The organism is Nocardioides sp. P4_G4 (genome assembly GCF_056401085.1).
The window spans coordinates 1-20,801 of record NZ_JBFUKA010000035.1 but is presented as its reverse complement, the minus strand read 5'-3'; the positions used below and the strand labels follow the sequence as shown (position 1 = coordinate 20,801).

At 71.2% G+C, this 20,801-nt stretch carries 15 protein-coding genes; 6 read left to right on the top strand and 9 right to left on the bottom strand.

Annotated elements, in window-relative coordinates:
- The first annotated feature begins 100 nt into the window (after window positions 1-100).
- The 5 genes from AC1DQF_RS09975 to glgB all read left to right on the top strand — a co-directional run bounded on the left by AC1DQF_RS09975 (window position 101) and on the right by glgB (window position 11,124).
- Window positions 101-3,955 carry a M36 family metallopeptidase gene (locus AC1DQF_RS09975; protein WP_477525074.1) on the top strand — a complete coding sequence of 1,285 codons (3,855 nt, stop codon included), beginning with the start codon at window positions 101-103 and terminating at the stop codon, window positions 3,953-3,955.
- A 95-nt stretch (window positions 3,956-4,050) separates the two neighbouring features.
- Window positions 4,051-6,021 (top strand): alpha-1,4-glucan--maltose-1-phosphate maltosyltransferase, encoded by a 1,971-nt coding sequence (locus AC1DQF_RS09970; RefSeq protein WP_477525073.1) that lies wholly within the window; start codon window positions 4,051-4,053, stop codon window positions 6,019-6,021.
- Window positions 6,018-7,790: a maltose alpha-D-glucosyltransferase gene (treS, locus tag AC1DQF_RS09965; protein ID WP_477525072.1), complete on the top strand. Its 1,773-nt coding sequence runs from the start codon at window positions 6,018-6,020 to the stop codon at window positions 7,788-7,790. The genes AC1DQF_RS09970 and treS overlap by 4 nt, the downstream gene beginning before the upstream one ends.
- The gene (locus tag AC1DQF_RS09960) at window positions 7,787-9,190 is read left to right on the top strand and encodes a maltokinase N-terminal cap-like domain-containing protein (protein ID WP_477525071.1); all 1,404 of its coding nucleotides are present in this window, start codon (window positions 7,787-7,789) and stop codon (window positions 9,188-9,190) included. The genes treS and AC1DQF_RS09960 overlap by 4 nt, the downstream gene beginning before the upstream one ends.
- Window positions 9,187-11,124 (top strand): 1,4-alpha-glucan branching protein GlgB, encoded by a 1,938-nt coding sequence (glgB, locus tag AC1DQF_RS09955; RefSeq protein ID WP_477525070.1) that lies wholly within the window; start codon window positions 9,187-9,189, stop codon window positions 11,122-11,124. Before AC1DQF_RS09960 ends, glgB begins: the two co-directional genes overlap by 4 nt.
- Window positions 11,125-11,189: 65 nt before the next feature.
- Here the strand turns inward: glgB and AC1DQF_RS09950 are convergent, their stop codons facing one another.
- From AC1DQF_RS09950 to AC1DQF_RS09935, 4 genes are all read right to left on the bottom strand, one after another.
- Complete coding sequence (locus AC1DQF_RS09950; RefSeq protein ID WP_477525069.1) at window positions 11,190-12,050, bottom strand: hypothetical protein; 861 nt, start codon at window positions 12,048-12,050, stop codon at window positions 11,190-11,192.
- A 50-nt stretch (window positions 12,051-12,100) separates the two neighbouring features.
- Window positions 12,101-12,961 carry a hypothetical protein gene (locus AC1DQF_RS09945; protein ID WP_477525068.1) on the bottom strand — a complete coding sequence of 287 codons (861 nt, stop codon included), beginning with the start codon at window positions 12,959-12,961 and terminating at the stop codon, window positions 12,101-12,103.
- A 196-nt stretch (window positions 12,962-13,157) separates the two neighbouring features.
- Window positions 13,158-14,003 (bottom strand): hypothetical protein, encoded by an 846-nt coding sequence (locus AC1DQF_RS09940; protein ID WP_477525067.1) that lies wholly within the window; start codon window positions 14,001-14,003, stop codon window positions 13,158-13,160.
- A gap of 185 nt (window positions 14,004-14,188) precedes the next feature.
- Complete coding sequence (locus AC1DQF_RS09935; RefSeq protein ID WP_477525066.1) at window positions 14,189-15,037, bottom strand: hypothetical protein; 849 nt, start codon at window positions 15,035-15,037, stop codon at window positions 14,189-14,191.
- Between the two features lie 156 nt (window positions 15,038-15,193).
- On the opposite strand from AC1DQF_RS09935, the gene AC1DQF_RS09930 reads away from it, so the two are divergent.
- Window positions 15,194-17,056, top strand: a complete 1,863-nt coding sequence (locus AC1DQF_RS09930; protein WP_477525065.1) for a multicopper oxidase domain-containing protein — start codon at window positions 15,194-15,196, stop codon at window positions 17,054-17,056.
- A 10-nt stretch (window positions 17,057-17,066) separates the two neighbouring features.
- On the opposite strand, the gene AC1DQF_RS09925 is transcribed toward AC1DQF_RS09930, so the two are convergent.
- From AC1DQF_RS09925 to AC1DQF_RS09905, 5 genes are all read right to left on the bottom strand, one after another.
- The gene (locus AC1DQF_RS09925) at window positions 17,067-17,702 is read right to left on the bottom strand and encodes a GntR family transcriptional regulator (protein ID WP_477525064.1); all 636 of its coding nucleotides are present in this window, start codon (window positions 17,700-17,702) and stop codon (window positions 17,067-17,069) included.
- Window positions 17,703-17,734: 32 nt separating this feature from the next.
- Window positions 17,735-18,631 carry an NAD(P)-dependent oxidoreductase gene (locus AC1DQF_RS09920; protein WP_477525063.1) on the bottom strand — a complete coding sequence of 299 codons (897 nt, stop codon included), beginning with the start codon at window positions 18,629-18,631 and terminating at the stop codon, window positions 17,735-17,737.
- Window positions 18,628-19,680, bottom strand: a complete 1,053-nt coding sequence (locus tag AC1DQF_RS09915; protein WP_477525062.1) for an ABC transporter substrate-binding protein — start codon at window positions 19,678-19,680, stop codon at window positions 18,628-18,630. Before AC1DQF_RS09915 ends, AC1DQF_RS09920 begins: the two co-directional genes overlap by 4 nt.
- On the bottom strand, window positions 19,677-20,489 hold the full coding sequence (locus tag AC1DQF_RS09910; protein WP_477525061.1) for an ABC transporter ATP-binding protein: 813 nt from the start codon (window positions 20,487-20,489) through the stop codon (window positions 19,677-19,679). The genes AC1DQF_RS09915 and AC1DQF_RS09910 overlap by 4 nt, the downstream gene beginning before the upstream one ends.
- On the bottom strand, window positions 20,486-20,801 hold a 316-nt coding region (locus tag AC1DQF_RS09905), incomplete at its 5' end, for an ABC transporter permease (protein ID WP_477525060.1). The genes AC1DQF_RS09910 and AC1DQF_RS09905, both read right to left, overlap by 4 nt.

The window sequence follows — 20,801 nt, the reverse complement described above, 5'->3', positions numbered from 1 at the left end:
GCATTTCTTTGATCGATCCAAGAACCATCCCAGGACTCCCCCGGCACGCACCGGACCAGACCACGCGTAACCCCGATCAGGACTGCGCCGTTGTGGGCGCATGACCCGCACCCGTGCCCCGCGCCGCACCGGACTCCTCGCCGGCCTGCTCGCGCTCACCGTGATCGGTGGCCTCTCCCAGCTGCCCGCCGCCGGCAGCACCGCGCCCGCCGCGGGGATCGACCCCGACGCCGTCAGCACCCTCGGCGACCCCGTCGTGGCCCTCGGCGACCGGGACCTGCGCGGTACCGCCGTCCCGCTGGCCGGTCAGCGACGGGCGGTCGAGGCACTGGGAGCCACCACCGTGCGGTGGAACGACCTCGGCACCCCCGCCTCGATCCTGCCCACCGACGGCTCCCTCGGCGCCGCTCCCGGCGATGCCGTCGCCGGCGCCCGGGCCTGGCTGCGCGAGCACGCCGCGGCCTTCGGCCTCACCACCGCCCAGGTCGACGACCTCGACCTGGTCAACGACCAGCACCTCGCCGGCATCGACGCCCGGGCCGTCCTGCTCCGCCAGCAGTACGACGGTCTCCCGGCCGCCGCCGGCGGCATGGTGACCGTGGGGGTCGCCGGCGGCCAGGTCCGCTACGTCTCGTCGTCGCTGGCGCGCAGTACCGCCTCCTCGGTCCCGGCCGCGGTGCTGACCCCGCTCCAGGGCTGGCTCGCCGCCGCGGCCGACGCCGGGCTTCCGCGCGTCGAGGCCGCGGACGTCGACGTCGTCGGGTCCACCACCGGCTGGACCCGCCTCACCGTCCCGGGCCTGGGCCGCGAGCAGCAGGTGCGCCTCCGGGCGCTCCCGATGGCCGACGGCACCGTGCGCCCGGTCCTCGAGGCCAACGTCGTCGACGTCGCGGGCGGCGCGGCGTCGGCGTACACCTCGCTCGTCGACGCGGTCACCGGCGACGTGCTCGTGCGCCGCAACCAGGTCGACAACGCGTCGTACGACAACCTCTTCACCGGTTCGATCAGCGCGACCGACTGCGGTCCGCGGCACGCCTTCGAGCTCACCGACGACCTGACCCGCTCCATCAACGCCGTCGCGGTCGCACTGCCCGCCGACGACGTGACGATCACGGTCCGGGGTCCGGGAGACGTCCTGCTCGGCACCTACGACCTCGGCACCAGCCCCGAGGTGGCGACGTACACCGCGGACGCCATCCCCGCCGGCACCTACTCCGTGCAGGTCTGCCCGTTCGACGGCACCTCGGTGGTGCTCGGTCAGTACACCCTCGCGGTCACCACCAGCGACACCGCGGCCCCGTCCGGCGACGAGGTGGGCTTCGCGCCCCGCTGGCGCTACTTCCCCGCCAACCCGACGCTCGACTCGCCGACAGAGACACCCACCAACAGCGTGGTGGGCTGCTGGACCCTCCCGGGCGAGGACTGCGACACCCCGCCCGGCGCGCTCGCCAACGTGGCGGCCTTCGGCCCCTGGGACACGATCGCGGCCGGCCTGGCGAGCTCCACGACCGTCGGCAACAACGCCAACACCCACGAGGCGTGGCTGGACCCGCTGGCCCCCGGCGGGACCGCCCAGGCGCCGGTCTCGCCGACGCGCGACTACACCCCCGAGTTCACCGACGCGTGGAACAACTCGCGGTGCAACCCCGCCCAGCTCAAGCCCGGCGGCAACGACATCGAGGCCTCGGTCGCCAACCTCTTCGTCGCGCACAACCGCATGCACGACTTCAGCTACTACCTCGGCTTCACCGAGGACAACTACAACCTGCAGACCGACAACGGCGGTCGTGGCGGGGTCGCGGGCGACCCGGAGGTCGGCAACGCCCAGGCGGGTGCCATCACCGGCTCCAACTACACGACCGGGCTCGGGCGCGACAACGCCAACCAGATCGCCCTGCAGGACGGCATCCCCGGCATCACCAACCAGTACCTCTTCCAGCCGATCGCCGGCGCCTTCTACGCCCCCTGCACCGACGGCGGCCTCGACATGGGCATCGTCGGCCACGAGTACACCCACGCCATCACCAACCGGATGGTCGGCGGCCCCGACGAGGGCCTGACCTCCGAGCAGGGCGGCGCGATGGGTGAGTCGTGGGGCGACCTCGTCGCCGCGGAGTACCACCACGAGCACGGCTACGGCAACGGCAACAACATCTGGGCCGTCGGCGCCTACGCCACCGGCAACCTCTACACCGCGATCCGCGACTACGCCATCAACCGCAACCCCCTCAACTACTCCGACTACGGGTTCGACATCACCGGCGCCGAGGTGCACGCGGACGGCGAGATCTGGAACGGCACGATGTGGGAGGTCCGCCAGGCCCTCGTCGACGAGTACGACGCCTCGTTCGACTACGAGGACCGGGCCCTGCAGCTGCGCTGCGCCCAGGCCACGCGCATCGCGAGCCCGACTGCGGCCGAGGCCTGCCCGGGCAACCGGCGGTGGCTCCAGCTGATGTTCGACTCGTTCCTGCTCCAGCAGGGCGCCACCTCCATGCTGGACGCCCGCGACGCGATGCTCGCAGCCGACCGGATGCGCTTCGACGGCGCCGACCAGGACGTGCTGTGGCGGGCCTTCGCCCGTCGGGGCATGGGCGTCGATGCCTCGGTGGCCTCCGCGGACGACGACGAGCCCGTCCCGAGCTTCGCGGCCCCGACCGGCAACACCGCCGTCACGTTCGCGACCAGCGGTGCGGCCCGGGTCTACGTGGGCGACTACGAGGCGCGCGCCACCCCGGTCGCCGACACCGACGCGGTGACGCCCCTGGGCGCCACGGCYTCGTTCACCCCCGGGGAGTACGACATGCTCGCGGTCTCCCCCGACCGCGGCTTCACCCGCTTCACCCTCACCGTCCCCGCGGGCGGTGGCGCCCTCACGGTGCCGGTGGCCGACGACCTCAACGTGGCCTCGACCGCTGCGGGCGCGACCGTGATCGGTGCGACCGAGGGATCGCTCAACCCCGAGGCCCTGATCGACGGCACCGAGGCCACCAACTGGGGTGGCGTCACCGAGGGCAACGTCGACACCACGCACCCCTCGGTCGCCGTCGACCTCGCCGGCGACGTGCAGACCGTCCGCCGTGTGGGCGTCAGCGCCTACCTGACGCCGGCACCCACCGACGACAGCACGGTCCCGCTCGCCCAGGACGACCCCGACTCGGGCTCCCGCTTCACCGCGCTGCGCCAGTTCGCCCTGGAGGCCTGCACCGCCGGCTGCGGGTCCGCCGACGCCACCTGGACGCGGTTCTACACCTCGCCCGCCGACGCCTTCCCCGGCGTCAAGCCGCGGCCCGTCGCCCCCACGCTGACGATGCGCGACTTCGACGTACCGGACACCGAGGCCGCCGCCGTGCGCCTGGTGACCCTGCACAACCAGTGCACGGGCGGTCCGGACTTCGCCGGCGAGCAGGACGACGACCCGCTCAACGACACCGACTGCGCCACCGCGTCCGACCGCGGCACGATCGTGCACGCCGCCGAGCTGCAGGTCTTCACCACCGCCTCCGGCACCCCCGCGGGGGGCGACACGGGCACCGGCGGGAGCACCGACCCCGGGACCGGGGCAGGTACCGGAGGCACCGGAACAGGGACCGTGACAGGGACCGGGAGCACCCCGTCGGCCGGCGGCAGCACCTCCGGCCCACCCGCGCGGGTGGGCACCTCGATCCGGCTCCGGATCCGGCGCGCGGCGCAGACCGGCGCCAACCCGGCCCCGGTGCTGYGCGCCCGGCTCCGGCTCGACGGGGCCCGCGCCGAACGCCTCGGACGCTGGGTCGTGACCGTCGACGGACGTCGCTACGCCAGCTCCCGGGTCGACCGGTTGACCCTGAGACTGCGGGTCTCACGACCTCTGGCCCCCGGCACGCACCGGGTGCGCGTGGCTTTCCGGCCGGCCGACCGCAGGGCCTTCGCACCGTCCCGATCGGCGCTCGCGCGGATCGTCGTACGCCGCTGAGCGGCACGCACCACGGCGGTCCGGGGGGCCCGGCGGCGGCGACCGGTCCGGACCCCGGCTTGCGTGAGCCCCCCGGGTTCGAAAGTGTGGGGCGCATGGTTGGACGCATACCCGTCATGGACGTCTCCCCCGTCGTCGACCTCGGCCGGCAGGCGGCCAAGGCCACCGTCGGCGAGCCGATGCCCGTCCGCGCGTCCGTGTTCCGGGAGGGACACGACCAGCTGAGCGCCGAGGTGGTGCTGACCGACCCGTCGGGCGCACGCCGCGCGCCGGTGCGGATGGTCAAGCACGCCGAGGTGCCCGACCGCTACGACGTGTGGGTCACGCCCGACACCGAGGGGACGTGGACCTTCGAGATCGCGGCGTGGTCCGACCCGCTCGCCACCTGGGAGCACGACGCCGGGCTCAAGATCCCGGCCGGCGTCGACGTCGAGCTGATGTTCACCGAGGGCCGACTGCTCCTCGAGCGCGTGGTCGCCGCCGGCGACCTCGACGCCCACGAGACGTCGGTGGTCCGCGGAGCCGCCCAGGCCGCGGGTGACACCGCACGGCCGGTCGAGGCCCGCCTCGCCGCGCTCCAGAGCCCCGAGCTGTGGGGCGTGCTGTCCCGCCACCCGCTGCGCGAGCTCGTCTCGACCGAGGGCCCCTACCCGCTGTACGCCGACCGCACCCGCGCGCTCTACGGCAGCTGGTACGAGTTCTTCCCGCGCTCCGAGGGCGCGACCAAGGACCCGAAGACGGGCGCGGTCACCAGCGGCACCCTGCGTACGGCGGCCGAGCGGCTCGACGCCGTCGCCGACATGGGCTTCGACGTGATCTACCTGCCCCCGATCCACCCGATCGGCGAGGTCAACCGCAAGGGCCCCAACAACACCCTCACCCCGGGCCCGGAGGACACCGGCTCCCCGTGGGCGATCGGCAGCAAGGACGGCGGCCACGACGCCATCCACCCCGAGCTGGGCGACTTCGACGACTTCGACGCCTTCGTGGCCCGTGCCGGCGCGCTCGGACTCGAGGTCGCGCTCGACCTCGCGCTCCAGGCCGCGCCCGACCACCCCTGGGTCACCAGCCACCCGCAGTTCTTCACCACCCGCGCCGACGGCTCCATCGCCTACGCCGAGAACCCGCCGAAGAAGTACCAGGACATCTACCCGGTCAACTTCGACAACGACCCGACGGGCATCTGCCGCGAGGTGCTGCGCATCGTGCGGCTGTGGATGTCGCACGGCGTGCGGATCTTCCGCGTGGACAACCCCCACACCAAGCCGCTGGCCTTCTGGGAGTGGCTGCTCAAGGAGGTGCGCCGCACGGACCCGGACGTCCTGTTCCTGTCCGAGGCGTTCACCCGCCCGGCGATGATGCACGGACTCGGGGCGGTCGGCTACCACCAGAGCTACACGTACTTCACCTGGCGCACCGGCAAGCGCGAGCTCGAGGACTACCTCACCGAGCTCGCCACCGAGTCCGACCACCTGATGCGGCCGAACTTCTTCGTCAACACCCCCGACATCCTGCACGCCTACCTCCAGTACGGCGGCCCGGCGGCGTTCAAGGTCCGCGCGGCCATCGCAGCGACCGGCTCCCCGAGCTGGGGCGTGTACGCCGGCTACGAGCTCTACGAGCACGTGGCGGTCAAGCCCGGCAGCGAGGAGTACCTCGACTCGGAGAAGTTCCAGATCCGGATCCGGGACTGGGACGCCGCCGACGCCGAGGGCCGCACGCTCGCGCCGTACCTCACGCGGCTCAACCACATCCGGCGGGCACACCCGGCGCTGCAGCTGCTGCGCAACCTCACCGTGCACTCCAGCGACGACGACCAGGTGCTGGTCTACTCCAAGAAGCAGGACGACGACGTCGTCCTGGTGGTGGTCAACCTCGACCCGCACGGCACCCGCGAGACGATGATCCACCTCGACATGCACGCCCTCGGCCTGGACTGGCACGACTCGTTCGTCGCCCACGACGAGATCACCGGGGAGGAGTGGAGCTGGAGCCAGAACAACTACGTCCGCCTCGACCCCGGCCACGAGCCCGCCCACATCATCTCCGTCAGGAGGCCCCGTTGACGACCACCGGCGACCGCACCCCCGTCACCACCGATCCCAGCACCGACCTTCCCACCGTCCACACCGGCAGCGAGGAGTTCGAGGACACCTCGACGACCGCTGCGACCCCGGACTGGTTCAAGACGGCCGTCTTCTACGAGGTGATGGTCCGCTCGTTCCGGGACTCCAACGGCGACGGCGTCGGCGACTTCAAGGGGCTCATCGAGAAGCTCGACTACCTGCAGTGGCTGGGTGTCGACTGCCTGTGGGTGCCGCCGTTCTTCACCTCGCCGCTGCGCGACGGGGGCTACGACGTCGCCGACTACACCGACATCCTCCCCGAGTGCGGCACCGTCGAGGACTTCCACGAGTTCCTCGACGAGTGCCACAAGCGCGAGATCCGGGTCATCGTCGACTTCGTCATGAACCACACCAGCGACGCGCACCCGTGGTTCCAGGCGAGCCGCGAGGACCCCGAGGGCCCCTACGGGGACTTCTACGTCTGGTCCGACACCGACGAGCTGTACGAGGACGCGCGGGTCATCTTCGTCGACACCGAGCCGTCCAACTGGACCTGGGACCCGGTGCGCCAGCAGTACTACTGGCACCGGTTCTTCCACCACCAGCCGGACCTCAACTTCGACAACCCCAAGGTCCACGACGCGATCATGGACGCGATGGCCTTCTGGCTCGACATGGGCCTCGACGGCTTCCGGCTCGACGCCGTGCCCTACCTCTACGAGCGACCCGGCACCAACGGGGAGAACCTCCAGGAGACCCACGACTTCCTCAAGAAGTGCCGCCGCTTCGTCGACGACAACTACCCCGGCCGGGTCCTGCTGTGCGAGGCCAACCAGTGGCCGGCCGACGTCGTGGAGTACTTCGGCGACGCCAGTGTCGGCGGCGACGAGTGCCACATGGCGTTCCACTTCCCCGTGATGCCGCGCATCTTCATGGCCGTGCGCCGCGAGTCGCGCTTCCCCATCTCGGAGATCCTCGAGCAGACGCCGGAGATCCCCGACAACTGCCAGTGGGGCATCTTCCTGCGCAACCACGACGAGCTCACGCTCGAGATGGTCAGCGACGAGGACCGCGACTACATGTGGGAGGAGTACGCCAAGGACCCGCGGATGAAGGCCAACATCGGCATCCGCCGTCGGCTGGCCCCGCTCCTCGACAACGACATCAACCGGATGGAGCTCTTCACCGCCCTGCTCCTCTCCCTCCCGGGCTCTCCCGTCCTCTACTACGGCGACGAGATCGGCATGGGCGACAACATCTGGCTCGGTGACCGCGACGGCGTGCGCACCCCGATGCAGTGGACCCCGGACCGCAACGCCGGCTTCTCCTCCGCCACCCCGGGCCGACTGCACCTGCCCGCCATCCAGGACCCCGTCTACGGCTACCAGTCGGTCAACGTCGAGGCGCAGCTGGAGAACTCATCCTCGCTTCTGCAGTGGACCCGCCGCCTGGTGCACGCCCGCCGGCGGCACCACGCCTTCGGGCTGGGGACCTTCACCGACCTCGGCGGGTCGAACCCGTGYGTGCTCTCCTACGTGCGCGAGCACGTGGCCGAGGACGGCACCCGCGACGTCATCCTGTGCATCAACAACCTGTCGCGCTTCCCGCAGCCGGTCGAGCTGGACCTGCGCCACTGGGAGGGCATGGTCCCCGTCGAGCTGCTCGGCGGCGTGCCGTTCCCGCGCATCGGCGAGCTGCCCTACCTCCTCACCCTGGGCGGCTACGGCTTCTACTGGATGCGCCTCGTCGAGGAGGGCCGTCACCCGTGACCGAGACCCTGCGCGACTTCATCGGCGGCGCCCGCTGGTTCGGCGGCAAGGGCCGGGACTGGGACCTCACCGGCGTACGCCGGGTGGGCGAGCTCCCCGATCCCCCGCCCGGCCTGCACGTCACCATCGAGCTGGCCGAGCTGACCTACACGGGCAGCGACGGGAGCACCGAGACCGAGCTCTACCAGCTGCCGCTCGCCTACTACACCGACCACCAGGAGCGCATCGAGCACGCCTCGGTCGGCGAGTGGGACGACCCGGACTTCGGCCACGTCTTCGTCTACGACGCGGTCCACGACCGCCAGGCGATGGGCCTGTGGCTGCGCGCCTTCGCCGAGGTCACCGACGGCCGGGTCACCCGTGACCGGCTGGCCTTCCACCGGGTCGAGGGTCATGAGCTGGACCTCACCGTCCACTCCACGCTCTTCAGCGGCGAGCAGTCCAACTCCTCGGTCGCCTTCGGCGAGGACTCGCTGATGAAGGTGTTCCGCAAGGTCACCCCGGGCGTCAACCCGGACATCTCGATCCACGAGGTGCTGACCCGGGCCGGCTCGGAGCACGTCGCCTCCCTCTACGGCTGGCTCGACGTGGTCGACGACGAGTCCGACACCACCATCCAGCTGGCCATGCTGCAGCAGTTCCTGCGGACCGCCTCCGACGGCTGGGACCTGGCGCTCTCCAGCGTGCGCAACCTCTTCGCCGAGGCCGACCTGCACGCCGAGGAGGTGGGTGGGGACTTCGCCGGCGAGGCCTCCCGGCTCGGCACGGCCCTCGCGGAGACCCACGAGACGCTGGCCATGCACTTCCCGGTCTCCACCCGCACGGCCGCCGAGACGGCCGAGCTGGCCGCCGCCATGCGCGGACGGCTGGAGGCGGCCCTGGACGTGGTCCCGGGCCTCTCCGAGCACGCAGCCTCGCTGCGGGCGACGTACGACGCGCTGGCCGCCCTCGACGGGGTGAGGATCCAGCAGGTCCACGGGGACCTGCACCTCGGCCAGACGCTGCGCACGGTCAGGGGCTGGAAGATCGTCGACTTCGAGGGCGAGCCCGCCAAGCCGCTGGCCGAGCGGATGCTGCCCGACTCCCCGTGGCGCGACGTCGCTGGGATGCTCCGCTCCTTCGACTACGCCCCGCGCGTGGTGATGATGACCGGCTTCGCGGCCGATCCGGCCGAAGGCACCGAGGACCAGCAGTCCTACCGCGCGACCGAGTGGTCCGCACGCAACTCGACGGCGTTCCTGGCGGCCTACGCCGGACGCGACCTGACCGCCGAGGAGCAGACCCTGCTCTCGGCGTACGTGGCCGACAAGGCCGTCTACGAGGCGGTCTACGAGGCCCGCAACCGGCCGACGTGGGTGGGTATCCCGCTCGACGCGCTGGCCAGGATGGAGCAGCCATGAACACTCCCACGAACCCCCCGAGCAAGACCGGGGCGACCGACCCGAGCCAGCCCGGCGAGCTCGACATCCACCTGATCAACGAGGGCCGGCACGAGGAGCTGTGGACGGTGCTCGGCGCGCACCCCACGCCCGACGGCACGACGTTCCGCGTGTGGGCGCCCAACGCCCTCGAGGTCCAGGTCGCCGGCGAGTGGGCCGGCTGGGACGGCTCCCGGCACCCGATGACCCGGGTGGGCGACTCCGGCGTGTGGCACGTGCTGGTCGCCGAGGCCGGCATCGGATCGCAGTACAAGTACCGCCTGCGCGGCGCCGACGGCGTCTGGACCGACCGCGCCGACCCGATGGCCTTCTACGCCGAGAAGCCGCCGAGCTCCGCCTCGATCGTGTGGGCGTCGGAGCACGAGTGGAACGACGCGGCCTGGCTGGCCGCGCGGGCCGACAGGCAGCCGGTCGACGAGCCGATGGCGATCTACGAGATGCACCTCGCCTCGTGGCGCCGCCACTACCCGCACCAGGGCCAGGCCGGCGACATCTACTCCTGGGACGAGATCGCGGACGCGCTCGTGCCCTACCTCGACGACCTGGGCTTCACCCACGTCGAGCTGATGCCGGTGATGCAGCACCCGTTCGGCGGATCGTGGGGCTACCACGTCACGTCGTACTTCGCCCCCGACGCCCGCTTCGGCGACCCGGACGGGCTCAAGCGCCTCATCGATCGCCTGCACCAGGCCGGCATCGGCGTCATCCTCGACTGGGTGCCCGGCCACTTCGCCACCGACGAGTGGGCGCTGGCCCGCTTCGACGGGACCCCGCTCTACGAGGACCCCAACCCGCAGCGCGGGTGGCACAAGGAGTGGGGCTCCCACATCTTCAACTTCGGTCGCCACGAGGTGCGCAACTTCCTCTACGCCAACGCGCTGTACTGGCTCGAGGAGTTCCACGCAGACGGCCTCCGCGTCGACGGCGTCGCCTCGATGCTCTACCTCGACTACGGGCGCGAGCACGGCGAGTGGAGCCCCAACAAGTTCGGCGGCCGGGAGAACCTCGAGGCGGTGCAGTTCCTCCAGGAGATGAACGCCACCGTCTACAAGCGGGTGCCCGGCGCCGTGACGATCGCCGAGGAGTCCACCGCCTGGCCGGGGGTGACCGGCCCGACCTCCGAGGGGGGCCTGGGCTTCGGCTTCAAGTGGAACATGGGCTGGATGCACGACTCCCTGGGCTACGCCTCCAAGGACCCGATCTACCGCAGCCACCACCACGGTCAGATGACGTTCTCGCTGGTCTACGCCTTCACCGAGAACTACGTGCTACCCATCAGCCACGACGAGGTCGTGCACGGCAAGGGGTCGCTGCTGCGCAAGATGCCGGGTGACCGGTGGCAGCAGCTGGCCAACCTGCGGGCCTACCTCGCCTTCATGTGGGCGCACCCGGGCAAGCAGCTGCTCTTCATGGGTGCCGAGATCGGCCAGGAGTCGGAGTGGGCGGAGTCCCGCGAGCTCGACTGGTGGCTGCTCGAGCACCCGGAGCACTCCGGGGTGCACGCGATGGTGCGCGACATGAATGCCGCGTACGTCGCCTCGGGCGCCCTCTGGGGCCGGGACAACTCGCCGGAGGGCTTCGAGTGGCTCGACGCCAACGACGCCCACCGCAACGTGTTCTCCTTCGTGCGCCGCTCCCCCGGTGAGCCCGACGTCGTGTGCGTGGCCAACTTCGCGGCCCTGCCGCACGAGGGCTACCGGCTGCCGCTCACGGCCACCGGGCGCTGGACCGAGATCCTCAACACGGATGCGTCGGCCTACACCGGTTCCGGCGTGGGCAACCTCGGCGCCGTGCAGGCGGTCGAGGGCAGCAGCGGGGGCAGCCACCACCCGGCGTACGCCGACATYGTGGTGCCGCCGCTCGCCACCGTGTGGTTCCGCCACGAGTCGGAGTGACCACGTGCCCCACGGGCCGGACCGCCGTCCGGTCCGTGGGGCCACGCACGGTTCAGCCGGTCAGGTCACTGCAGGTGGATCATCTCGATCATCCCCATCAGTGCGTGCGGCATGCCGTGCATGTCGGGGTCGGGCATGAAGCACAGCACGACGTACTGACCGGCCGGCAGGTCGTAGTCGACCGTCATGGCGCGGTGCGGCGAGACCACGTCCGTGTCGAGCGACCCGGACAGCACCCAGTCGGGGTCCGGGCCCTGGTCGCTCTGCAGTACTTCGAGCACCTGGTCCACGGTCGTGCCCTCGGCGACGTGCTGCATCGACATGAAGTGCAGCACCGGTGTCGTGGCCGCGTTCTTGAAGAGCACCGTGCCCTTCGCCGGCAGCTGGGAGCTGCCGCGCCACCCGGGTCCGTCCGCCGCGACGATCTTGCCGTCGACGTGCGGTGTCTTGGTCGTCCTCTTCGCCCCGACCTGGAAGAGCACGGGATCGCTGATCTTCTGTCCGGAGGTGAACGCGAAGTACTGGCCGGGGTGCGGGAACACGATGGTGCCGGTGCTGCCCGCGGCGAGGCCCCCGATGGCGTCGGCCTTGGCGTAGATCCGCTTGATCGCCTTGGAGTTGTTCTTGCCGAACCCCAGGGCGAGGTCCTTCATGAAGGCGTCCATCGAGTAGCCCGCCTTCAGGGTTCCGAACGAGACCGTGGTGTTGCCCTTCCCCTTGACCACGAGCTTGGCACGYCCGGCGTGCAGGCCTTTGACGCCCTTGAGCGAGACGCCCTGCTTGGTCACCTTCGCGGTGATCGTGGGGGTGGCCGCCCTGGCGTGCTCGGCCGGTCGGGCGGTCGCCGGTGACGTCAGTGCCGGCGCCACGAGAGCAGTTGCGCACGCGCCGGCGATGACCGTGCGCACGAGCAGGTTGATCCGCATGTTTCCCTCCTCGGTTGGGTGGAGTGCGGTCGACGACCGCCGACTTCAGGTCACGTCAGGTGGATCATCTCGATCATGCCCATGAGCGCGTGCGGCATCCCGTGCATCTTCGGGTCCGGCATGAAGCACAGCACGACGTACTGACCGGCCGGCAGGTCGTAGTCGACCGTCATGGCGCGGTGGGGCGAGATCACGTCCGTGTCCATCGAGGCCTGCAGCGCCCAGTCGGGTGGCCCGGAGCCCTCGGGCCCCTGGAACGTCTCGAGCACCTGCTCCACAGTGGTCCCCTCCTTGACCTGCTGCATCGACAGGAAGTGCAGCACCGGTGAGGTGGCGGCGCTCTTGAACATCAAGGTGCCCTGGGCCGGCAGAGTGGTGCTGCCGCTCCACCCGGGACCGTCCGTGGCGACGATCTTCCCGTCGACGTGCGGCGTCTTCGTCTGCTTCTTCGACCCCACGTGGAACATGGTGGGCTTGGAGGTCCGCCCGGCCACCAGGATGGCGAAGTACTCCCCCGGGTGCGGGAAGACGATCGTCCCGGTGTCTCCCGGCGCGAGGCCCCCGAGGGCATCCACCTTGGCGTAGACACGCTTGATCGCCTTCAGGTCGTTGGTGTTGAAGCCCCGCACGTCCTTGAGGAACTGGTCCATGGTGTAGCCCGACTTCAGGCTCCCGAACGTGACGGTCGCGTTGCCCTTGCCCTTGACCACGATCTTGGCGCGTCCGGCGTGCAGGCCCTTGACGCCCTTGAGCGACACACCTTGCTTGGTCACCTTGGCGGTGATCTTGGGGGTGGCCGCCCTGGCGAGCTCGGCCGGCTGGGCACTTGCCGCCGACGTCAGCGCCGGCGCCACGAGAGCAGTGGCGCACACACCGGCGATGGCAGTGGGCACGAGCAGGTTGATCCGCATCTTTTCCCTCCGTAGCTGCGTGAGTGAGGTCGACGTCCGCCGGCCCGTCCCGAGCATTTCCACGCTGGCACGGCTCGTCACCGATGCGACCTCCCTGCAGGAAGAACCGCCGTTTTGGGGATGCGGTCGCGCAGACCACAGGGCACACTTCCCGCGCACGTGGACCGATCACCCCACGTGAATCAGCCCAGGTGGATCAGCCCAGGTGGATCATCTTGAGCATGCCCATGAGCGCGTGGGGCATGCCGCCCATGCTCGGGTCGGGGAAGAAGCACATGACCACGTACTGCCCCGGCGGCAGGTCGTAGTCCACCGTCATGGTGTGACCCGGACTGAGCGATGCGGTCTCCAGGCTTCCCTCGAGGAAGAAGGGCGGGGGCGGCTCCTGGCTCTGCAGGGACGTCAGTACCTGATCGGTGGTCGTGCCCTCGGCGACCTGGCTGAGCACGACGAAGTGCGGCACCGTCGAGTCGCCGTTCTTGAACGTGAACGTCCCCCTGGCCGGGAGCTGGCTGGACCCTCCCCACGTCGGGCCGGTGCGGCCGATGATCCTGCCGTCCGTGTCGGGCGTCCTGGTCTGCCTCCTGGCTGCCGCCCTGAGGTCGGCGTGACCGCGCGAGCTGAAGGAGAAGACCGTGTAGTCGCCGGCCCTCGGGAGCACCACCGTGCCCCGGCCCCCCGGCTCGAAGCCCCCGAGGAACGTCGTGCGGGAGATGGCGCGCCGGAGCGCCTTCATGTTGCCCGCCTGGTCGGAGATCCGGACATCCCGCATGAACTCGGCGAGGTCGTAGCCGCGCGCGAACCTCACGATCTCCGCGACACCCCGTCCGGTGACCTCGACCTCGATCCGGCCGGCGTGCAGTCCCCGAGCACCCTGGACGGTGATCGCCTTCCGGGCGACGTTGATGGTGAGGGACTGCATGGGAGCCCCAGCACGCGGCGTGGCCGCCGTCGACGTCGTGGGCACCAGGAGGGGTGCGGCCACGAGAGCAGTCGCGCACACACCGGCGGTGGCAGTGCGGACGAGCAGGTTGATCCGCATGTCGTCCCTCCTTGGCTGAGTCGTGGGAGGTCGACCTTCGCCGGCCCTCCGAGCCTTCTCACGCTGGCACGGGTTGTCGTCGATCGACGTCGACATGCAGCAGACACCCTCGTTCTGGGGATGCACAGGGACGCAGCGCCCGTGCCGAACGCGTCGGGGCACGGGCGCTGCGTCCTGGGGTCGGGTCACCCCAGGTGGATCATCTTGAGCATGCCCATGAGCGCGTGCGGCATGCCGCCCATGTTGGGGTCGGGGAAGAAGCACATCACCACGTACTGCCCCGGGGGCAGCTTGTAGTCGACGGTCATGCTCCGTCCCGGGCTCAAGGACCCGGTCTCCAGGCCCGCCGGCAGGATGAAGTCCGGAGGCGGGCCCTGCTCCTCGCTCTGCAGCGCAGTGAGCACCTGGTCGGTCGTCGTGCCCTCGACCACCTGCTGGAGGACGACGAAGTGGGGTGTGGTCTTGTCGGCGTTCTTGAAGGCGAAGGTGCCCTTGGCCGGCAGGCTGCTCGAGCCGCCCCACTTCGGGCCGGTCCGGCCGATGATCTTGCCGTCCACCGCCGGCGCCTTGGTCTGCTTCGTGGCTCCCGCCGTGAACTCGGCGTGACCTCGCGACGAGAACGAGAAGACGGTGTACTCGCCGGCCTTGGGCAGGACCATCGTCCCGGTGCCGCCGGGCTGGATGCCGCCGAGGATCTGTGAGTGCGCCAAGGCGTGCTTCAACGCCTTGAGGTCGCCCTTGTCGAACTTGGCGAGGTCCTTGCTGAAGTCGCCGTAGTCGTAGCCCCGGTCGAACATCACGACCTCGGCCACGCCCTTGCCCTGCACACTGACCTTGACCCGGCCGGCGTCGAGGCCACGGGCGCCGCGGACGTTGATCGCCTTCTTGGCGACCTTGATGGTGATGGACTGCATGGCCGCCTCGGCACGCGCCGGGGCGGCCGTCGACGTCGTGGGCACCAGGAGGGGTGCCGCCACGAGCGTGGAGATGCACGCCACGGCGACCCCCGTGCGTGCTGACCTGATCAACTCCATGAGCGACTCCTTGGGTGTGGAGAGTGGAGTTGCACACTGCCCAAGGTCATCCGTCGGCATCGTCGCCGAGTCGCGGATGTCCCCAGTGTCGGGGATGACCGGGCCGGGAAGACGTGCGTTCACTGGCAGGGTGAGTGGACGCGGGAGAGGACGCGCGTGAGGACGCAGGTGGCGAGCACCGGACGTCGGTCACGACGCACCCGCTGGCTCGTCGGCCCGCTGGCCCTCGCCCTGGCCTGGGCGGCCGCCCTGGGTGCGGCACCGACGTCCCCACCCCCGGCGGAGGCCGCCGTGGGCGGCACGTCCGTCACCATCCTCATCGAGCGGGGCGGTGCCAACCAGGGCTTCTCCACGCCCACGGTGACCGTGGTCGGCGACGGCACCCTCAGCGTCACCAACCTCGACACCTACGACCACACGATCACCTCGGTTGCCCTCGACGCGGCCGGGGCGCCGCTGTTCGACGTCAAGGTCCTGCACGGCACCACGGTGGCGATCCCGGCGGCCGACGCCCTCGCGTCCGGCAGCTACGAGTTCTACTGCCGGTTCCACCCGAACATGCGGGGCACGCTCGTCGTCGACCGCGCCGGAGGCGGCACGACCGCGGCGGAGCCGGAGTTCGACCAGCCCCTGGTCGTCCCGTCCGTGCTCACCGGGTCGCACATCCGCCTGCGGATGCGCGAGGCAGGTGTCCGCACCCTGCCCACGGGACCCCCCACCCGCATGTGGACGTACGCGGGCACCTGGCCCGGTCCCACGATCAGGCGACCGGCCGGTCGTGACACCAGGGTCACCTTCGTCAACGACCTGCCGCGGGGCGCCGGTGCCATGTCGGTCCACCTCCACGGCGACCACCACGCCGCGAAGGACGACGGCCAGCCGACCCGGTTCCTGATCCACCGCGGTGGGTCCCGCACCTACCGCTACCCCCTGACGTACGGCGGCGCGCCCGAGCCCAGCTCGTTCTTCTGGTACCACGACCACCGGATGGACCACACCGCGCGCAACAACTGGCGCGGCCTCCAGGGGATGTTCGTCATCAAGGACGCCACCAGCCGGTCGTTGCGCCTACCGACGGCCTCGCACGACGTGCCGCTGATGGTGGCGGACCGCTCGTTCGACGAGGGCAACCAGCTGACCAACCCCTTCGCGGCGGGCCCGCAGATGGTGCACCACCACGGCGAGATGCGCTTCACCGGCGAGCACGCCCCTCCCAACGACGCGACGACCGGCACCCACGTGCTGGTCAACGGCCGCTACCTCCCCCACCTCGACGTCACCGCCACCCGCTACCGGCTGCGACTGCTCAACGCGTCGAGCGCGTCGGCGTACACCTTCGCCCTCTCGGACGGGCGCCCCCTCATCCAGATCGGTACCGGCAACGGCCTTCTCCCGCGGCCCGTCGCCCGCACGGGGCTGCTGCTGGGCCCCGCCCAGCGGGCCGACGTCCTGGTCGACTTCCACGGCGAGGAGGGGTCGAGCGTGGTCCTCCGGTCGGTGTCGCGCACCGACGGCGCCACGGGGACGGGGAGCCGCACGGCGCCACTGATGCAGTTCCGGGTCCAGGGCAGCGCGAAGGACCGCTCGGTGCTGCCCGCCGAGCTGCCCTCCCCCGAGCTCGTCCGGGCCCCACGGCGGGTGAGCAAGACCTGGACCTTCGACCTCACCGGCAACCCGCGCACCGGCAGCGCCTGGACGATCAACGGCCGTTCCTTCGACCCCGACCGGATGGATCACCGGGCCACCCTGGGCACCGTGGAGCGGTGGCGGCTGCGCAACACCAGCGACGTGACCCACTACGTGCACATCCACGCCGAGCAGTGGCGCACCCTGCTGCGCGACGGGAAGCGTCCGCCCCCGTGGGAGCGGGGGCTGGAGGACACCTGGAAGCTCGACCCGGGAGAGGTGGTGGAGGTCGCCGCACGGTTCACCGACTACACCGGCTCGTTCATGATCCACTGCCACATGCTCGACCACGAGGACCACGGGATGATGTCGCGCTTCGACGTCGTGAGGTGATCCCCACGGCTCAGCCGAGGTCCTGGTGACGGGTGAGGACCGCGCGCACGTGGGCGGACGCGGCCGCGGCGGCGGCGTCGGCGTCCCCGGTGCGGATGGCGGCGAGGATCACCCGGTGCTCGGCGAGCGCCTTGCGTGGCCACCGGGACAGGTCACCGGAGAGCATGGCCACCTGGGCCCGGCCGAGCAGCGGACCGAGCGCCCGGGTGAGGTGCTCGTTGTCGGCGGCGTCCAGCACCGCCTGGTGGAACGCCTGGTCCGCCGCGATGATCGCCTGCTCGTCGTCGGCCCTGATGGCCTCACCGTGAGCGGCGACGGAGGCACGCAGGGTGGCCAGCAGCGCCGAGTCGCGGCGACCGGCCACCAACCGGGCGGCGAGGCCCTCGAGCACGCCGCGCACGGCGTAGACGTCGGCCAGGTCGGACGCGTCCACACCGGCCACCCGGGCGCCGCGGTGGAACTCCTCGACCGCGAGTCCCTCGACCACCAGCCTCTGCACGGCCTCGCGGACCGGGCTGCGCGACAGACCCAGGGACTCGGCGAGCACAGGCACGCTCAGGTGGTCGCCCGGCACCAGCGCGCGCGTCATGATCTGGTCGCGCAGCACGGCGTACACCTGGTCGGCGAGGCGCTGGCGCGAGATCACGGGGTGATCGTCCACGGACACGGCGACCGCCCTCAGCCGCCACGCCGTACGACGACGCCCGACGCGTCCTCCAGGACGCCCAGCACCGCGATCGAGTCCCGGTCGCCGAGCCCGGCCTCGATGCCCCGGGCGTGCAGCGCCAGGGCGGCCGAGGTCACGGGCACTGGCACCCCGGTCTCCCCGGCGAGGGCCACGGCCAGGGCGTTGTCCTTGCGCATGAGGGCGAGGGAGAACACCGGGTCGTAGTCCCCGGCCACCGCGCGGGGCGCCACGTCACGGAACAGGCCGCTGACCGAGGCGGCGCCGCTGTCGATCACCGTGTCCACGAACACGCCCGGGTCGAGCCCGGCGGCCGTGGCCACGGCCAGCGCCTCCGCGGTGCCCGCGTTGATGACGGCCAGCATCTGGTTGTTGACCACCTTGACCGTTGCTCCCGCACCGACGTCCCCCACCGGTACGACGCGCGCCGCGACCGGGCCCAGCAGCGCGTCAAGCCCGTGGCCGGGTGTGGACCCGCCCACCGGGATCGTCCAGCGGCCCACGGCAGCGGGACGCCCGAGCACCGGCGCGTCGACGTAGGCCACGCCGCGCTCCGCGCAGCGGACGGCGTGGACCCGCGAGTCGGCGGGGCCGATGGTCGAGGTGTCGACCACGAGCGTCGGGGGCGACCCGAGCCCCAGCAGGACCTCGAGCACGTCGGCCACGACCCCCGCCTCGGGCAGGGACAGCACGACGGTGTCGACGACCTCCCCCAGGCCGGCCAGCGAGGAGGCGACCTCGCACCCGGAGGCCGCTCCCCTCGCGGCGGCCTCCGGGGACGGGTCGTGCACGACGACGCGTCGACCCCGGGCGAGGGCGGCCGCGATCGGGCCGCCCATCGCCCCGAGGCCGACCACGCCGACGACGCCGTGCCGATCCGCGCTCGTCACCCGAGGTGCGCCTTCGCCTGCTCGACGAACAGGGAGGTGTCGAAGAACTCCGACGGCTCGACGTAGTCCGGGACCCCGCCGAGGTCCACGTAGGCCTGCTCGGCGGTGCCCACGACGTCGAGGACGGTGCCGTCCTCGTAGGCCGCCAGCCACTCCTCGTTGGTCTGGTCCGTCTGGTTCTCGACCTGGTAGGTCAGGTCCTCGATCGTCGCCGCGCCGTCGTAGGCCTCGGCCTGCACCTTCTCCAGCGAGCCCTCGGGGTCGTCGCGGAAGGCGTCGTTGACGTCGAGCCACGCGTCGATGATCGTGCGGACGGTGTCCTCGTTGTCGGCGTACCAGTCGTTGTTGGCGATCCAGCCGTCGGCGACCGCGGCGTCGGGGTAGTTGCCGGCGTCGTCGATCTCGGTGGCGTCCGGGAGCGCCTCCTTCACCCGCAGGTCGAACGGCACCCACAGGGCGATGGCGTCGGCCGAGCCGCCCACGAAGGCCTGGACGGCGTCGGGCATCTTGGCGTTGACGACGTCGACATCCGCGCGGTCCACCTTTGCCGCGGTCAGCGCACGGTGCAGGAAGATGTCGGCGGTGGTGCCCTCGGTGGTGACGACCGTCCTGCCCTCGAGGTCGGCGGCGCTCTCGATGCCGCTGTCCGGAGCGGCGAAGAGGCGGGCAGTGGCGTTCTCGATCGAGTTGACCAYGAAGATCTGGCCCTCGCCCTGCGCCGGGAAGTTGGACGTGACGCCACCCATGATGGCCACGTCGAGGCTGCCGCCGGCGAGGGCCTGGCTCAGCTCGATGCCGGTGGCGAACTCGGTGGTCTCCAGGTTGAGACCGTGGTCGGCCCACTGTCCGCCGATCTGGCCGAGCCACAGCTTGTCGTCGACGGCGATGGTGTGCAGGTAGCCGACCCGGACGGTCGTCCCGTCCTCGGCGCCGGAGGCCGCGGTGTCGCCGCCCTCGTCGAGGGCACCGCAGGCCGAGACGAGGGTGAGGGCGAGGCCGACGGCCAGCCCGGTGGTCAGGGTGCGCAGTGGCCTGCGGAGAGATCTCATCGGTGTGCCTTTCGCAAGGCGCTCCCCGACAGGGAGCGCATGACGCCCTCGAGGTGCCCACGCAGCTCGAGGAACTCGGGTTGGAGCCGCGACTCGGGTGAGCGCGGCCAGGGGACGTCCACGTCGAGGACCTCGTGGACCGTGGTCGGGCGGTTGCCCAGGACGACGATCCGGCTGGAGAGGTAGATCGCCTCCTCGACGGAGTGGGTGATGAGCATCGCGGCGCGCCGCTCGGCCTGGCTGGCCTCGTGGAGGAGCTCCTGCATGAACTCGCGGGTCTGTGCGTCGAGCGCCGCGAACGGCTCGTCGAGGAGCAGCACGTCGGGGTCGGTCGCGTAGGCCCGCGCCAGGGCCACGCGCTGCCGCATGCCACCCGACAGCTGCTTGGGCAGGGCCTTCTCGAAGCCCTCCAGCCCCATCAGCTCGATGTAGCGCCGCACGCTGGCCTCGACCTCCCCCCGGGGGCGCCGGTTGCGCTTGAGGGTGAGCCCGAAGGCGATGTTCTTCTCCACGGTGAGCCACGGGAAGATCGCGTACTGCTGGAAGACCACGCCGCGGCGGCTGTCGGGCCGGGTGACGCGCTCCCCGTCGAACCGGACCTCGCCGGCGTCGGGAGCCAGGAAGCCCGCAGCCATGTTGAGCAACGTCGACTTGCCGCAGCCCGAGGGCCCCAGGACGCTCACGAACTCGCCGGCCCCCACGTCGAAGGAGACCCCGTCGATGACCTCGACGCGCTTGCCGCCGCGACCGAAGCCGACGTGTACGTCGTCGAAGGAGACTCGCTGGTTGGTGCCTGCGTCGCGCGTCATCGGACCACCCGCTCCTGCCAGCTGACCGCCCGGGCCTGGACGAGCCGGACCCCGACGTCCATGAGCAACGCGCAGATCCCGATGAGCAGGATCCCGGCGTACACCTCCTCGGTGCGGAAGAAGCTGGCCGAGCGCTGGATCGAGGCGCCGAGGCCGCGGCGCGCCGCGATGAGCTCGGCGGCGACCAGGGTCGCCCACGAGACACCGAGTGCGACCCGGACGGCGACGAACACCTGCGGCACCGTGGCCGGCACGATCACCCGACGGAAGAGCTCGAGGTCGGAGGCACCGAGGGCGCGGCCGGCACGGACA

What these genes read in the sequence shown, in the direction of transcription:
- AC1DQF_RS09910 (WP_477525061.1), bottom strand. Translation starts at nt 20,489, where the DNA reads ATGACGCGCGACGCAGGCACCAACCAGCGAGTCTCCTTCGACGACGTA.
- AC1DQF_RS09945 (WP_477525068.1), bottom strand. Translation starts at nt 12,961, where the DNA reads ATGCGGATCAACCTGCTCGTGCCCACTGCCATCGCCGGTGTGTGCGCC.
- AC1DQF_RS09970 (WP_477525073.1), top strand. Translation starts at nt 4,051, where the DNA reads ATGGTTGGACGCATACCCGTCATGGACGTCTCCCCCGTCGTCGACCTC.
- AC1DQF_RS09940 (WP_477525067.1), bottom strand. Translation starts at nt 14,003, where the DNA reads ATGCGGATCAACCTGCTCGTCCGCACTGCCACCGCCGGTGTGTGCGCG.
- AC1DQF_RS09935 (WP_477525066.1), bottom strand. Translation starts at nt 15,037, where the DNA reads ATGGAGTTGATCAGGTCAGCACGCACGGGGGTCGCCGTGGCGTGCATC.